The 13,656-nt window shown below is 73.4% G+C and carries 14 protein-coding genes; 5 read left to right on the top strand and 9 right to left on the bottom strand.

What is annotated here, in order from left to right:
- Nucleotides 1-4: 4 nt before the first annotated feature.
- Both ACIGO6_RS07980 and ACIGO6_RS07975 read right to left on the bottom strand, forming a co-directional pair.
- The gene (locus tag ACIGO6_RS07980) at nt 5-1,756 is read right to left on the bottom strand and encodes a dihydroxyacetone kinase family protein (RefSeq protein WP_399872851.1); all 1,752 of its coding nucleotides are present in this window, start codon (nt 1,754-1,756) and stop codon (nt 5-7) included.
- A complete protein-coding gene (locus ACIGO6_RS07975) occupies nt 1,753-3,120 on the bottom strand; it encodes an MFS transporter (RefSeq protein WP_399872849.1) in 1,368 nt (455 codons plus the stop codon). Before ACIGO6_RS07975 ends, ACIGO6_RS07980 begins: the two co-directional genes overlap by 4 nt.
- A gap of 235 nt (nt 3,121-3,355) precedes the next feature.
- Here ACIGO6_RS07975 and ACIGO6_RS07970 point away from each other — a divergent pair, with 235 nt between their 5' ends.
- A complete protein-coding gene (locus ACIGO6_RS07970; protein ID WP_399872847.1) occupies nt 3,356-4,117 on the top strand; it encodes a FadR/GntR family transcriptional regulator in 762 nt (253 codons plus the stop codon).
- Between the two features lie 35 nt (nt 4,118-4,152).
- Here ACIGO6_RS07970 and ACIGO6_RS07965 read toward each other — a convergent pair whose 3' ends face one another.
- Nucleotides 4,153-5,040 (bottom strand): LysR family transcriptional regulator, encoded by an 888-nt coding sequence (locus ACIGO6_RS07965; protein WP_399872844.1) that lies wholly within the window; start codon nt 5,038-5,040, stop codon nt 4,153-4,155.
- Nucleotides 5,041-5,135: 95 nt separating this feature from the next.
- On the opposite strand from ACIGO6_RS07965, the gene ACIGO6_RS07960 reads away from it, so the two are divergent.
- Complete coding sequence (locus ACIGO6_RS07960) at nt 5,136-6,041, top strand: PhzF family phenazine biosynthesis isomerase (protein WP_399872842.1); 906 nt, start codon at nt 5,136-5,138, stop codon at nt 6,039-6,041.
- Here the strand turns inward: ACIGO6_RS07960 and ACIGO6_RS07955 are convergent.
- Nucleotides 6,010-7,032, bottom strand: coding sequence for a TIGR01777 family oxidoreductase (locus ACIGO6_RS07955; protein WP_399872840.1), 1,023 nt, complete (start codon nt 7,030-7,032; stop codon nt 6,010-6,012). The genes ACIGO6_RS07960 and ACIGO6_RS07955 overlap by 32 nt on opposite strands.
- 195 nt (nt 7,033-7,227) lie before the next feature.
- Here ACIGO6_RS07955 and ACIGO6_RS07950 point away from each other — a divergent pair, with 195 nt between their 5' ends.
- The gene (locus ACIGO6_RS07950) at nt 7,228-8,067 is read left to right on the top strand and encodes a lysozyme (protein ID WP_399872837.1); all 840 of its coding nucleotides are present in this window, start codon (nt 7,228-7,230) and stop codon (nt 8,065-8,067) included.
- A gap of 46 nt (nt 8,068-8,113) precedes the next feature.
- On the opposite strand, the gene ACIGO6_RS07945 is transcribed toward ACIGO6_RS07950, so the two are convergent.
- The 4 genes from ACIGO6_RS07945 to ACIGO6_RS07930 all read right to left on the bottom strand — a co-directional run bounded on the left by ACIGO6_RS07945 (nt 8,114) and on the right by ACIGO6_RS07930 (nt 11,494).
- Nucleotides 8,114-8,836, bottom strand: coding sequence for an FAD binding domain-containing protein (locus ACIGO6_RS07945; RefSeq protein WP_399872834.1), 723 nt, complete (start codon nt 8,834-8,836; stop codon nt 8,114-8,116).
- Between the two features lie 178 nt (nt 8,837-9,014).
- On the bottom strand, nt 9,015-9,818 hold the full coding sequence (locus ACIGO6_RS07940; RefSeq protein WP_399872832.1) for an alpha/beta fold hydrolase: 804 nt from the start codon (nt 9,816-9,818) through the stop codon (nt 9,015-9,017).
- Nucleotides 9,819-9,931: 113 nt separating this feature from the next.
- Nucleotides 9,932-10,549 (bottom strand): sigma-70 family RNA polymerase sigma factor, encoded by a 618-nt coding sequence (locus ACIGO6_RS07935; protein WP_399872829.1) that lies wholly within the window; start codon nt 10,547-10,549, stop codon nt 9,932-9,934.
- 198 nt (nt 10,550-10,747) lie between these two features.
- Complete coding sequence (locus ACIGO6_RS07930) at nt 10,748-11,494, bottom strand: hypothetical protein (protein WP_399872826.1); 747 nt, start codon at nt 11,492-11,494, stop codon at nt 10,748-10,750.
- 135 nt (nt 11,495-11,629) lie between these two features.
- Here ACIGO6_RS07930 and ACIGO6_RS07925 point away from each other — a divergent pair, with 135 nt between their 5' ends.
- Nucleotides 11,630-12,235, top strand: a complete 606-nt coding sequence (locus ACIGO6_RS07925) for a flavodoxin family protein (protein WP_399872823.1) — start codon at nt 11,630-11,632, stop codon at nt 12,233-12,235.
- 2 nt (nt 12,236-12,237) lie between these two features.
- On the opposite strand, the gene ACIGO6_RS07920 is transcribed toward ACIGO6_RS07925, so the two are convergent.
- Nucleotides 12,238-12,771 (bottom strand): hypothetical protein, encoded by a 534-nt coding sequence (locus ACIGO6_RS07920; protein WP_399872820.1) that lies wholly within the window; start codon nt 12,769-12,771, stop codon nt 12,238-12,240.
- Between the two features lie 211 nt (nt 12,772-12,982).
- Between ACIGO6_RS07920 and ACIGO6_RS07915 the strand changes: the two genes are divergently transcribed.
- Complete coding sequence (locus ACIGO6_RS07915; protein ID WP_399872818.1) at nt 12,983-13,546, top strand: Dps family protein; 564 nt, start codon at nt 12,983-12,985, stop codon at nt 13,544-13,546.
- Nucleotides 13,547-13,656 lie beyond the last annotated feature (110 nt).

The following is a 13,656-nucleotide window of genomic DNA, read 5'->3' as shown; positions in this document are numbered from 1 at the left end:
TTCCTCAGTGGTGGTCGTGGGGGTGGTCGAGCAGGACGCCGTGGACGGCGCGGGTGATCAGGGCGAGTGAGTGGGCGCCCGCGTCGGGGGTGCCGAGGGACTTCTCGGCGTGCGGGCGGGCCCGGCCCTTGCGGGGCAGCAGGCCGGCGGTCGCGGCGGCGGCCTCGTCGGCGGCGGTGGCCGCGCGGGCCCAGGCCTCGGTGAGCGCCAGGCCACCGGCCACGGCGTCGGCGAGGGTGTCGGCGAAGGGCACGAGGACGTCGACCATCGTCTTGTCGCCGACCTCGGCCCCGCCGAGGCGGCGTACGGCGGCGGAGGCCTCCGTGACGCCGGCGGCGACCCGGGCGGCGTCCGGGGCGTCCTGGTCGCCGACGGCGGTGCCGAGGGAGCGCAGGATCGTGCCCCACAGGGCGCCGGAGGTGCCGCCCGCCTTGTCGGCCCAGGCGTCGGCGGCACGGTTCAGGACGGTGCCGGCGCCCGCGCCGAGCTCGTGGGCGTCGGTGGCGGCCCGGCGGGCGGCGGTGGAGCCGCGCTGCATGCCGATGCCGTGGTCGCCGTCACCGGCCACGGCGTCGATGCGGCCGAGCTCGTCGACGTGGGTGTCGACGGTGGCGGCCACCGCGTCCAGCGCGGCCAGGACGGTGCCGGCGGCGTGCCGGGAGGCCTCCGAGGCCGGGGCCACGGCGAGGTCCGGGACGTCCTCGGCGACCGGGGCCCGGTCGTCCGCGTCGTCCGCCTCGGGCGCGTCGAGGGCGCCCTTGCGGTAGGCGGGGGTGTCGGCCGGGGCCCGCCACAGCTCCTCCAGGCGGTCGTCCAGCCACGTCAGGGTGAGGGAGACGCCGGCCATGTCGAAGCTGGTGACGAGCTCGCCGACCTCGGGGTCGACGATCTCCACGCCGGCCGCGTCGAGGAGGGCCGCGACCTTGCGGTAGACGACGAACAGCTCCTCGTACTTGACCGAGCCGAGGCCGTTGAGGATCACGGCGGCGCGCTGTCCCGCGGGCCCCTCGACGTCTGCGGGGAGTTCCTTCAGCAGGGTGTCGACCAGGAGCCGTGCCGCCTCGTCGGCGGTGGGCAGGGGCTCCTCGCCGATGCCGGGCTCGCCGTGGATGCCGAGGCCGACGGCCATGCGGGCCTCGGGGACGGTGAACAGGGGGTGGTCGGCGCCGGGGAGGGTGCAGCCGGAGAAGGCGATGCCGAAGGAGCGGGTGCGGGCGCCCGCCCGTTCGACGACGCGCACCACCTCGTCCAGGGACAGGCCCTGCTCGGCCGCGGCGGCCGCCGCCTTGAAGACCGGGAGGTCACCGGCGATGCCGCGGCGCTTGGCGGACTCGTCCGGGCTCGCGCTGGAGATGTCGTCGGCGACGGCGAACGTCCGGGCGTCGATGCCGTCGGCGGCGAGCCGTTCGGCGGCCTGGCCGAAGTGCAGGACGTCGCCCGCGTAGTTGCCGTACATCAGCAGTACCCCGGCACCGCCGTGCGCGGCCCTGGCCACGGAGCCGATCTGCTGGGCGGAGGGCGAGGCGAAGACGTTGCCGACCGCGGCGCCGTGCGCCAGGCCCCGGCCGACCAGTCCGGAGAAGGCGGGGTAGTGGCCGGAGCCGCCGCCGATGACCACGGCTACCTGCCCGGCGGGGGTGGCGCCGGCCCGTACGACGCCGCCGGTGACGGGCCGGACCCAGCGCCGGTGGGCGGCGGTGAAGCCTTCCAGCGCCTCGTCGGCGAAGGCGGCGGGGTCGTTGAACAGGCGGGTCATCGAAGGGCCTCCATGGACTGGTGCTCGGGCTCGGGGGCCGGTTCGTCGGTGCGGTGGCGGGCGGAGAGCCAGATCATCAGGGCGGCCGACAGCAGCATGAAGAAGCCGACCAGGAAGAGCGGTACGTAGTAGTCGCCGGTCCAGTCCTTGAGCCAGCCGGTGATGTAGCTGGAGGCGAAGCCCGCGACGTTGCCCGCCGTGTTGATCAGGGCGATGCCCGCCGCGGCGGCGGCGCCCGTCAGGAAGCGGGAGGGCACGGACCAGAAGACGGGCAGGGCGGCGAAGATGGCGCAGGCGGTCACGGTGATCACGGCGACCGTGGCGGTCGGGGAGCCCATGTAGAGGGCGAGGGGGATGGACACACCGCCCACGACGGCCGGGCCGGCCACGTGCCAGGTGCGGGTGCCGTGCCGGGTGGCGTGCCGGGTCCAGAAGAACAGCACGACGGCGGCGGGCAGGTACGGGATCGCGGTGATCCAGGCCTTGTCCATCACGCTGAACGTGGTGTCGTACTGCTCCTGGAAGCCGTTGATGATCGTCGGCAGGAAGAAGGCGAGGGCGTACAGGCCGTAGACGAAGCCGAAGTAGACGACGGCGAGGGTCCAGACCCGGCCGCTGCTGAAGGCGGTCTTCAGGTCACCCTTGGCGTGCTTGCCCTCGTGCCCGGTCTTCTGGGCGTTCTCGGCGGCGAGCTCGGTGGTCAGCCAGTCGCGCTCGGCCGGGGTGAGCCACTTGGCGTCGGCGGGCTTGTCGATCAGGTAGAACCAGGCGACGACGCCCAGGATGATCGCGGGCAGCGACACGAACAGGAACATCACGCGCCAGCCCTCGAGGCCGAACAGGCCGTGGCGGCCGATCAGCCAGCCTGCCAGCGGGGCGCCGAACACGGTGGTCAGCGGCTGGGCGAGGTAGAACAGGCCGAGGATCTTGGTGCGGTGGCGGGACGGCACCCACTGGCTGAGGAACAGGATCGCGCCGGGGAAGAAGCCGGCCTCGGCGACACCGAGCAGGAAGCGCAGGGCGTAGAGCTGTTCGCTGGTGCTGACCCAGGTGAACAGCAGGGAGACGATGCCCCAGGTCACCATGATCCGGGCCAGCCAGCGGCGGGCCCCGAAGCGGTGCAGGGCCATGTTGCTGGGGACCTCGAGCACGATGTAGCCGAGGAAGAAGATCCCGGACGCGAAGCCGAACTGCGCGGCTGTCAGCGCCAGGTCCTGCCCCATCCCGTTGGGTTCGGCGAACGAGACGGCGGTTCGGTCCAGGTAGTTCACGAAGAACATCAGCGCCACGAACGGCACGAGGCGGACTGAGACCTTCTTGATGGCAGTTCTCTCGACTGCCGCGGATGGCGCTTGGGCACCCATGGGCGACTCCTCGGCTCGCCCGGACAGCTCCGTCCGGGGTGGGTCACGCCGGACGGTCCGCAACGGGGCGGCCGACCGGTTCGCCTTCACGCTATGCCTCGGACGCAAATTGGTCACCAATTTACCAGTGTGGCGAGGCTCATAGATTCGCTCGCGGCCGCACTCTTGACAAACCGCGCCCCTGGAAAAGGTGAACTGCCTGGTCAGTCACCTGAGTACGGTGTCTGGTTGACTGGTGACCGTGACCAGTCAGCCTGATCAGCAGAGCCCCGCCGCCGCGCCCGACCTCGCGCAGCTGCTGCGCCCGGTGGTGCGCGAGTCGTCCGTCAGCGAGGTCGCCAAGCGGCTTCTCGACCACCTCTCGGCCGGCGACATCCGGCCCGGCACGCGGCTGCCCGCCGAGCGCCAGCTGGCCGAGGCCCTCGGTGTCGCCCGGTCCAGTGTGCGCGGCGCGCTCTCCGCGCTGGACGTCCTCGGGATCATCGAGATCCGCCCGGGCTCCGGCTCCTACGTGCGCGAGGGCACCTCGGAGTTCCTGCCCCGGGCGATCAACTGGGGGCTGATGCTGGGCCAGCGGCGCACCCAGGACCTCGTCGAGGTGCGCACCTACATGGAAGGCGTCTCGGCCCGGCTCGCGGCGGAGCGCGCGACCGACGCGGACGTGGCACGGCTGGAGGAGCACCTTCAGCACATGCGCGACGCGGGCGGCGACGTCACGGCGTTCATCGACGCCGACATCGCCTTCCACCTGGAGACGGCCCGCATCGCGCGCAACACCGTGCTCAGCGACATCCTCCACAGCATTCGGGCGCTGCTCCAGGTCTGGATGGAGCGCGTGAGCGACATCGAGGGCACGGTCGGCGGCACGCTGTGCGAGCACGACGCGGTGCTCCAGGCGATCCGGGACCGCGACCCGGAGGCCGCGGACCGGGCGATGGCCGAGCACATGCGCATGGCCAGCGCCCGGCTGCGCGCCTCCGTGGAGGGCGACGCCTGACCCCCGCGGGCGCCCGCCGCCCGCTGCCCTGCCGCTCAGTTCCCCAGGTACCGGACAAGTGCCTGCGCGACCTCGCGCGCAGCGGGTGCCGCCCACCGTCGCCGGTGCCGGGCCAGCCGTACCGCCACGTCGGGGAAGCGCGGCCCACCGACCCGGGCCAGCCGTCCCCGGTCCAGCTCCTCCCTCACCGTGGTCAGCGGCAGCAGGGTCAGCCCCAGTCCGGCCGCCACGCAGTTGCGCGCCGCGTCCACGCTGCCGAACCGGGTCAGCCGCGGCCGCCCGCCCGGCACGTCGAGCAACCGCCGCGCCAGCGCGTCGCTGTAGGAGCAGCCCTCCTCCAGCAGGAAGAAGCTCTCCTCGGCCAGCTCCGCCCAGGTGGCGGCGCGGCTGCGCGCGGCGAGGGGGTGCTGGGGCGCGGCGACGAGGGCGAGCGGCTCGCGGGCGACCGGTTCGACCGTCACGTCGGGGAACTCCGTCTCCTCCTCCAGCAGCAGCGCCAGGTCGAGGCGTCCGGAGCGCAGTCCCTCCACGCAGGCCGCGGTCCCCGCCGCGTACAGGTGGACGTCCACCTCGGGGTGGCTGGTGCGCAGGGCGGCGATCACACCGGGCAGGCGGCTCGCGCACAGTGACTCCGGGCTGCCGACCACCACCCGCCCCGCCACGGCACCGGTGGCGTCGCACCCGGCCCGCAGCCGGGCCTCGGCGTCGAGCACCTCCTCGGCCCGCTCCAGGAGCCGACGGCCGGTGTCGGTGAGCAGCGCGCCGGTGGGCAGGCGGTCGAAGAGCCGGACGCCGAGGTCGCGTTCCAGGGTGCGGATGTGCACGGTGACCGTGGATTGGGCCAGGTGCAGTTCGGCGGCGGCAGCGGTGAAGCCGCCCGTGCGGGCGAGCGTGGTGAAGGTCGTCAGCAGTCGGGTGTCCACCGGGCCAGGCTATGCGGTTGCCATGCTGTTTTCCGATGGTAGGGATCGCTGTCCATCGTTGGACACGATCGGTGCCGGATGGCAGCGTGGAGCCCATGACCATCGACGTGACGGGAACGAGCGACGTGGAAGACCGTTCCGAGACGCTGCCCGAGTCCAGGATCCTGCGCTACTCCGCCTTCACCCACGACCCCGCGGGCGGCAATCCGGCCGGCGTGGTCCTCGACGCCTCCGGGCTCGACGGCGCGGCGATGCGGGCGATCGCCGCCGAGGTGGGGTACTCCGAGACCGCCTTCGTCACCGGTGGCGACGCGGCCTCGCGGCGGTTTCGGGTCCGCTACTTCAGCCCGCTGGCCGAGGTCGCGTTCTGCGGGCACGCCACGGTCGCGCTGGCCGTGGCCCTCGCCGAGCGACTGGGGCCCGGCGAGATCGTCCTGGACACGCCCGCCGGCGAGATCCCCGTGTCCACCACGGCCGACGACGCCGGTGCCGTACGGGCCACCCTCACCAGCGTGCCGGCGCGTTCCCGCCCGGCACGCGCCGCGGAACTCGACGCGACGCTGAGGGCGCTCGGCTGGACCGCCGCCGACCTGGACCCCGCCCTGCCTCCGCACGTGGCGTTCGGCGGCAACGACCACCTGGTGCTCGCCGCGGCGTCCCGGGCCCGACTGGCCGATCTCGACTACGACTTCGACGCACTGGCCGAGGTGATGCGGCGCCACGACTGGACGACGGTGGACCTGGTGTGGCGCGAGTCGCCGGAGCGCTTCCACGCCCGCAACCCGTTCCCCGTCGGCGGCGTCGTCGAGGACCCGGCCACCGGGGCGGCGGCCGCGGCGTTCGGCGGGTACCTCCGCGAGCTGGGCCTGGTCACCCGCCCCGCCACCATCGCGATCCGCCAGGGCGAGGACATGGGCCGCCCCAGCGACCTGCTGATCGACGTGTCACCGGACGACCCGCGCACGCGGGTCACGGGACAGGCGGTGCCGATCCCTCGGTGACCGCGCGCCGGCTCCGGGGGCCGGTGCGGGCGCCGCGCCGCCCGGCTCGCCGGCCCTCGCGCACTCGCCGTACGAGGTCGGCGGCGGCCCCCGGCCACTCGGGACGGTCGAAGACGAACCCCGCTTCGAGCAGCCGGCCGGGGACGACGCGGCGGCTCTTGAGGAGCAGTTCGGTGTCGGAGCGCAGGACGACGGCGCCGAGTTCGGCCATCCACCGCGTCGCGGGCAGGCCGACCGGCATGCCGTACGCCTTGCGCAGGGCGCGCATGAAGGCGCGCTGGGGAAGCGGTGCCGGCGCGGCAAGGTTGACGGGACCGGTCATGTCGTCGTGCGCGACGAGGAAGTCGACCGCGCGGACGAAGTCCAGGTCGTGGATCCAGGAGACGTACTGCGCACCGCCCCCGACCGGGCCGCCGAGCCCCAGTCGTGCCATCCACAGCAGGACGTCGAGGACACCTCCGCGGTCCGGGCTCATCACCATGGCGGAGCGCAGGGCCACCTTGCGGGTGTGCGGAGTGTCGGCCCGCTCCTGCTCGCGCTCCCAGGCCTTGGCGATGTCGATGCTGTACGACCAGTAGGCCGGCACGTCGGGTTCGGTTCCGCCGATCACGCCGGTGGCCTCGTCGTGGGGCGCGTCGAAGCGGTGGGCGTAGAGGGTGGCGGTGCTCATCTGCAGCCAGACCCGGGGTGGTTGGGCGGCTGCCGCGATCGCCTCGCCGACGGCGCGGGCGGAGTGCACGCGCGAGTCCATCATGGCCCGCAGATTGGTGGGCGTGTAGCGGCAGTTCACGCTGCGGCCGGCCAGGTTGACGATCACGTCGCTGCCGTCGATCTCCTCGACCCACTCCCCCGGCGTCGCGCCGTCCCAGTGGACCTCGCCGTGCCGCACCGGCCGCCGGGTGAGCACCACGACGTCATGGCCGGCAGCGGTCCACGCGCGCTTCAGGACCGTACCCACCTGCCCGGTTCCCCCCGGGATCACGATCTTCATCGGCTCTTCCACTCCGCTCTTCCCCGCCCTGCACCCCGCCACTTGGCCCCTCTTGGGCGCGAGCCTATCCCAAGTTTGAACGCGTTCAAAAAAAGCGGGAGGCGGGGCGCGCCGCGCCACGGGTGGCAGATGTGGCCACACCGTCTGGGGGCCGCTGGGATGCGGTGGGGCGTGACAGCGGATGCTATGGGTGACATGCGCAAACCCATAGCCGTGGCTTCGAGCCACTCACGCCTGCTCGCGTCGGGCGTCCTCCTCGCCGCCCAGTCACTCGTGCTGACCCTGGCCGCGGTCCCCGCGTCGGCCGACGACGCGGGCCGCGCTCCGGCCCGCGGTTCCGCCCACATGGGCATGGGTGTCCTGGCCCACGAGGGCATCCAGGGACAGCCCGCCGACAGCCGGGCCACCACCCAGACGGAGGGGGTGGACGTTTCGAGCCATCAGGGCGACGTCACGTGGTCGACCCTCTGGAACAGCGGCGTCAAGTGGGCCTATGTGAAGGCCACCGAGGGCACGTCCTACCGCAATCCGAACTACACCCAGCAGTACAACGGTTCGTACGACATCGGCATGATCCGCGGCGCCTACCACTTCGCCATCCCGGACGGCGCCGGCGGCGCCGCCCAGGCGGACTACTTCGTCGACCACGGCGGGGCCTGGTCGAAGGACGGCAGGACGCTGCCGGGCGTGCTCGACATCGAGTACAACCCGTACGGGGAGACCTGCTACGGCAAGACGGCGAGTCAGATGGTCGGCTGGATCCGCGACTTCCTGGACCAGTACAAGGCCCGCACCGGCCGCCACGCCGCCATCTACACCTCCACCAACTGGTGGATCCAGTGCACCGGGAACTACAGCGGTTTCGGTGCCACCAACCCGTTGTGGATCGCCCGGTACGCCTCGACGGTCGGGCCCCTGCCGGCCGGGTGGGACTTCCACACGATGTGGCAGTACACGTCGACCGGGCCGACCGTCGGGGACCACGACCGGTTCAACGGAACACTGGACCGGGTCAAGGCGCTCGCCACCGGCTGACCCGAGCCGCGCGGCGGCCGACGGGCGGCAGTCGGCGGTCGGAGCGTCAGCGTCCGGTGACCGAACCGAGGATGTCGGTGACCCGCCGCCGCACCACGTCCCGCGCCGCGGGAGGCAGCGCGCCGACATCCGTACGCTCCAGCGCGTCGAGCACCTCGCCGGTGTCCATGTCGCACGCCGTGGTCTCGCCGAGCACCTCGTAGCCGTCGCGGACGGCGACCCGCAGGTGGTGCCGGCCCTCGTCGTCCGCGTGCACGGCGGTGGCCACGACCAGGGGCGGCGGTCCGCCGGCCTCGGCGGGCTGCTTGTGGTAGCCGCTGGCCGCCGGGGTGCGCCAGCTCAGACCGAGCAGCAGATGACGCTTCGCCACGACCTCGCCCAGGTCGGTCTCGTAGGCCCGGTCCGGCCCCAGCACGGTGGCCCGGGCGTCCAGGACGAGGGCCGCGGGCAGCAGGCAGCGCAGGCTGCTGCCGACGAGGTTGCCGCCGACCGTGGCGGTCCGGCGTACGGCGCCGGTTCCGACCGAGCCCGCCGCCCGGCGCAGCACCTCCGGGACGCGGTCGTCTATCCGGTGCAGCACCACGGCGGAGCCGAGTGCCTCGGGCTCGACCGCGTTCGCCTCCGGCAGGTTGCGCAGCGACATGGCCAGTTCGGGGAAGCCGTCCCGTTGCCAGGTGGCCCACACCAGGGTGGCCCCGCCGATGGGCACGGCTCCCTCGGCCATGCACTCCTGCGCTTCGGACACGGTGGTGGGCAGACGCAACAACATGGCGATCGACCTGCTTTCCCCGGAAGCGGCGGTCGGACGACGCCGCGTCTCCCGCCGCGTGATCACGGCCACTGCGCATTGTCCGTACTGCCGAGGGGGCGCGTACAGGGCTCATGCAATGACCATGTGCGCCCTCCGCACGCCGGAGTACGACGTTCATGCGCGACCCGCGCCTGCGTCACACCCCCGCGGCAAGGAATTCCAGCAGCACGGCGTTGAAGCGTTCCGGTTGCTCGACGCCGGGGAGATGACCGGCCTTCTCGATGACGGCCAGGGTGGAGTGCGGGACGAGGCGGTGAAGGGACTCGGCCTGGGCCACGGGGGTGTAGACGTCGTCCGCGCCGACGACGACCAGGACGGGTGCCCCGACGGCGGCCAGGACGTCGCGGTAGTCGGGGCGTTCGGCCCGGCCGCGCAGGGCCGCCGCGGCGCCGCGGGGGTCGGTGGCGCACATCATCTCCAGGACGCGGGCGGCCACGTCCGGCATCGCGGCGACGTTGTAGGCGGCGAGCATCTTGTCGATGACCTCGTGGGCGTAACCGTCCATGCCCTCGGCGAGGAGCCGGTCGGCCAGGCGGTTGCGGAACTCCTTGCCCTCGGCGGTCTCGGCGGGTGCCGAGGTGTCCGACAGGACGAGGGCCCGTACCCGTCCGGGATGACGCAGCTGGACCTCCATGGCGATCTGCCCGCCCATGGAGACGCCGCCGACCACCGCGCGCTCGATGTCCAGGTGGTCCAGGAGGGCGGCGAGGTCGTCGGCGAAGTCGGCGAGCAGGACCTTGCCGGGGGTGACGGTGCTGCGGCCGTAGCCCCGCAGGTCGGGGGTGACGACCCGGTGGCCGGCCGCCGTCAGTGCCGCCACCTGCGGGGCCCACAGGGTGCGGTTGAAGGGGTGCCCGTGGAGCAGGAGGACCGGGAGCCCCGTAGAGGGGCCGGAGTCGTCGTAGTCGATCGTGGCGCCGCGCACGGTTGTCGAGTTCATTCCGGGGAGGCTAACGGGAGTTGCCCGGCACCGACGCATCCGTCCGTCATGCGGCCGGCGGTGGCCGAGGCCCTCGGTGAAGGCCCCGGCCCCGCGCTCACCGGGTCACGTCGTCACGCCGCGGCGGCCACCGGTACGGGGCGTTCGGCGTCGTTCAGCCACTCGATCAGGGACGTGCGGGCGCGGGCCACCCGTGAACGCACCGTCCCTATCGGGCACGCGCTGACGTCGGCCGCCTCCGCGTAGGGCAGCCCCAGCAGTTGGGTGAGGACGAACGCCTCGCGGCGTTCGTCGGGGAGCGTGGCGAGCAGTTCGGCGAGGGCGATGCCGTCGTCGAAGCCGGGCAGACCGCGCGGCTGGGTGCGCTCGGCGGCGGACTCCCAGTCGTCCGTGGCCGCCACGCGCGGCCGGGAGGAGTGGTAGCGGATGCTGTCGACCACCGCGCGGCGGGCGATGGCGAGCAGCCACGTGCGGGCCGACGAGCGTCCTTCGAAGCGGTGCAGGCTGCCGAGGGCCCGCAGGAAGGTCTCCTGGGTCAGGTCGTCGGCGCTCTGCGGATCGACGCCCAGGAACATCACGTAATGGCGGACGTCCCGGTGCAGGGCGCGTACGAAGTGGTCGACGGCGTCGGGGTCGCCGGTGCGTGCGGCGAGCGCCCAGGCCGTGATCGACGCCTCCTTCGCGTCCTTGTCCGGCTGTCGGCGTGACGGGGGCAGGGCAGGAGTGATCACCTGTGTCTGTCCTTCTCGGAATCAGAGTTCCGGTCTCCGGGTCGTCCGAGCCCGTGCGGGACGGGCCGGCGGCACAGGGGGACCGGCGACGGGGAGGGCGGCCGGCGCGGGAGCGCGCGACCGTTGCCCGAGGCGCGACGCCCGGCGCGGCTGGACAGCTCGGCGGGTTCGTCGGCGGCCTCGGGGAGCCTGCTGTCGTCAGGCGACAGCGACCCCCGCGGGCGGGCCCCGAGAAGTGATCGCATGGGCGAGGAGCAGGCGGCGCGGGGCCCGCTCCGAGGCCGCTCGGCGGGTCCGGACGCGCGGCCGGTGCGGCGGCACGGGGAGCCTGAGCAGCAGGCGCAGCGGCGCGACGAGCCGGGCGGCGAGGGCCCGCACGATGCGGAACGCGGCGCGTTCGCCGTGGGCGAGCCAGAGTCCGCACACCAGCGCCGCCACCAGGTGAGCGGTGAGCATGCCGGCCGAGGACATGCCGCCCATGGCATGGTCCACGGGTTCCATGCCGTTCATGCCCCGCAGCGAGTGCAGGGCGTGCAGGGCGTGGGCGCCGTGGTCGCCGGTGCTCATGGGCATCGGCATCGTGCCCTGCTCCGCCCCGGTCGGGGCGCCCGCGCCCGACGGCATCCGGCACAGCAGGACGTCCAGCCATCGGCCGGCGAGCGAGGACTCCGCGCCGGACCGCGGCCGTCGGGTCGCCTGGGCGAGCGAGAAGGTCACGTGCAGTGCGGTCTGCGCGGCGACCGCGCCACCGACGACGGCGAGGGGGCCGCGCTCGCGGTCGGCGAGCCACCAGGCGGCGGTGCCCGTCGCCACCGTGCCCGCCGCAACGGCCCACCAGGGCACCGCGGTTCCCGACATCAGGACGTGGCCCAGGGCGGCGAGCAGCACGCAGAGGGCCGCGAACACCGCGGCCCGTACCGTGCGAGTACACCACCCTGCAGTCATGGCGGCCTCATCCTCGCATCCGGGCTCGCGTGATCACCGTTGGTTGCGGATCCCCGCCCGCGTCCCGCGTCCGGGCGGGTGAACGGCGTCCCGGTCCGACGGGCACGAGCCGTCGTCCGGGGAAGACCGGTAGGCATGCGCGCACTCGTCGTCAACTGCACCCTCAAGCCCTACCCCCAGCCGTCGAACACCGAGGCCCTCGCCGCCACGGTGATCGCGGCGCTGAAAGGCCACGGGGCGGAGGTGGACGTCGTACGGGCCGTCGACCTGAACCTCAGACCCGGGGTGGAGACCGACATGGGCGACGGCGACGACTGGCCGGGCGTGCACGAGATGCTGTTGGCGTCGCAGATCCTGATCATCGCCTCCCCCACCTGGCTCGGCCGCCCCTCCTCGGTCGCCCAGCGGGTGCTGGAACGCATGGACGCCATGCTCGGCGAGACCGACGACGAGGGCCGCCCGGTCGCCTACAACCGGGTCGCCGGTGTCCTGGTCACCGGGAACGAGGACGGCGCCCACCACGTGATCAGCGAGATCAGCGGCGCGCTCGCGGACATCGGCTACACCATTCCCGGCCAGGCCTGGACGTACTGGCACCTCGGCCCCGGACCCGGCCCCGACTTCCTCGACGACGACCGCGGCCACGACTGGTCGACCTCGACCGGCCGCGCCATGGCGTCGAACCTGGTCCACGCGGCGCGTGCGCTCGGCGCGACGCCGCTGCCGGCCCCGCCCTCCTGACCTCACCGGGCGGCCACCGCGAGCCGGCGCCGGCGGTGGTAGGAGAAGGTGACGGCGCCCAGCAGCGGGCCCCAGGCGACCAGGGGCAGGTAGGCGAGGCCGACGAGCGCGTCGCCGAGCGGGGTCATGTCGGGGTGGGGGACGCTCCACCACCAGGCGAACGGGGTCCACAGCGCGGTCAGCGCCACGGCGCCCAGGCCCGCCGGGACGACCGCCGCCATCACCGGGACCGTGCGCCCGCCGATCCACGGCATCCACCGGGGGACCACCTCGCCCCACGGCCGGACCAGGCCGAGGGTGAGCAGGGCGAGGGCCTCGCTCGCGACGCTCAGGCCGACCACGTACACCGCGGTCCAGCCGGTGACGCCCATCGCCTCGTAACCCGCGTCGGTGTAACCGGCGGGCTGCCCGGCCGCCAGCAGGACGCGCCACAGCCCGGTCGGCAGGGTGAGGAGCGCGGTGGTGTGCGCGGCCAGCACCGCCCAGCGGGCGGGGGCGGGGTGCCGTGGTACCGGGTGCAGTGGTGTCGTGGTCATGCACATCATGCTGTCGGCGGGCCGCCGCACCGGCGTCGCTCCCGGGGAGGGTCCGGAAAGCGGCGCCGGAAGGACATCCGGACGATTGACTCACCCCTTCGGCGGAGACCCGTCCTCCTCAGGCACAACGCCGTGCACGTCTGCCGCCGCGGAAGCGGGGCATGCGAGCACGTGCAAGGACGTACGCGAGACATCAGGAGCTGAGGCCGCCATGACGCACGACCTGACCCCGAACTACACGGTCCCCGGCATCGAGCGCGAGGCCGCCGGACAGCTGATCGGCGTGCTGCGACTGCGCCTGCACGCCCTCAACGACCTGCATCTGACGCTCAAGCACGTGCACTGGAACGTCGTGGGACCGCACTTCATCGCCGTGCACGAGATGATCGACCCCCAGGTCGACCAGGTGCGCGAGATGGCCGACGACGTCGCCGAGCGCATCGCCGCCCTCGGCGGGGTGGCGCAGGGCACGCCCGGTGCCCTGGTGGCCGAGCGGCCCTGGAACGACTACTCCATCGGCCGGGCCAACGCCATCGCCCATCTGGGCGCGCTCGACGTCGTGTACACCGGCGTCGTCGAGGGCTTTCGCGCGGCCATCGAGGAGGCCGGCAAGATCGACCCCGCGACGGAGGACCTCCTGATCGGTCAGCTCAGGGACCTGGAGCAGTTCCAGTGGTTCGTCCGGGCTCATCTGGAGAGCTCGGGAGGCACGCTGGCGACGGGCAGCGCCACCTCCGAGACGGAGGCCGCGGAGCGCGGCGCGGAGCTCGCCTAGGAGCAGGACGTGACCGGCCCCGTCGGCGCTGCCGTGGAGGCCGCGCGTGTCGGGGACGGCGCGGAGGGCCCGTGCGGTCGGCGTGCGGGGCGTCCTCGGCGTCCGATGAG

This window comes from Streptomyces sp. NPDC053750 (assembly GCF_044544295.1).
Lineage (GTDB): Bacteria > Actinomycetota > Actinomycetes > Streptomycetales > Streptomycetaceae > Streptomyces.
Note: the sequence above shows the minus strand (reverse complement) of the source record. Positions and strands in the feature narration are given on the sequence as shown.

What these genes read in the sequence shown, in the direction of transcription:
- ACIGO6_RS07950 (WP_399872837.1), top strand. Translation starts at nt 7,228, where the DNA reads ATGCGCAAACCCATAGCCGTGGCTTCGAGCCACTCACGCCTGCTCGCG.
- ACIGO6_RS07945 (WP_399872834.1), bottom strand. Translation starts at nt 8,836, where the DNA reads ATGTTGTTGCGTCTGCCCACCACCGTGTCCGAAGCGCAGGAGTGCATG.
- ACIGO6_RS07955 (WP_399872840.1), bottom strand. Translation starts at nt 7,032, where the DNA reads ATGAAGATCGTGATCCCGGGGGGAACCGGGCAGGTGGGTACGGTCCTG.
- ACIGO6_RS07915 (WP_399872818.1), top strand. Translation starts at nt 12,983, where the DNA reads ATGACGCACGACCTGACCCCGAACTACACGGTCCCCGGCATCGAGCGC.
- ACIGO6_RS07960 (WP_399872842.1), top strand. Translation starts at nt 5,136, where the DNA reads ATGACCATCGACGTGACGGGAACGAGCGACGTGGAAGACCGTTCCGAG.
- ACIGO6_RS07920 (WP_399872820.1), bottom strand. Translation starts at nt 12,771, where the DNA reads ATGACCACGACACCACTGCACCCGGTACCACGGCACCCCGCCCCCGCC.
- ACIGO6_RS07930 (WP_399872826.1), bottom strand. Translation starts at nt 11,494, where the DNA reads ATGACTGCAGGGTGGTGTACTCGCACGGTACGGGCCGCGGTGTTCGCG.
- ACIGO6_RS07925 (WP_399872823.1), top strand. Translation starts at nt 11,630, where the DNA reads ATGCGCGCACTCGTCGTCAACTGCACCCTCAAGCCCTACCCCCAGCCG.
- ACIGO6_RS07980 (WP_399872851.1), bottom strand. Translation starts at nt 1,756, where the DNA reads ATGACCCGCCTGTTCAACGACCCCGCCGCCTTCGCCGACGAGGCGCTG.
- ACIGO6_RS07975 (WP_399872849.1), bottom strand. Translation starts at nt 3,120, where the DNA reads ATGGGTGCCCAAGCGCCATCCGCGGCAGTCGAGAGAACTGCCATCAAG.
- ACIGO6_RS07940 (WP_399872832.1), bottom strand. Translation starts at nt 9,818, where the DNA reads ATGAACTCGACAACCGTGCGCGGCGCCACGATCGACTACGACGACTCC.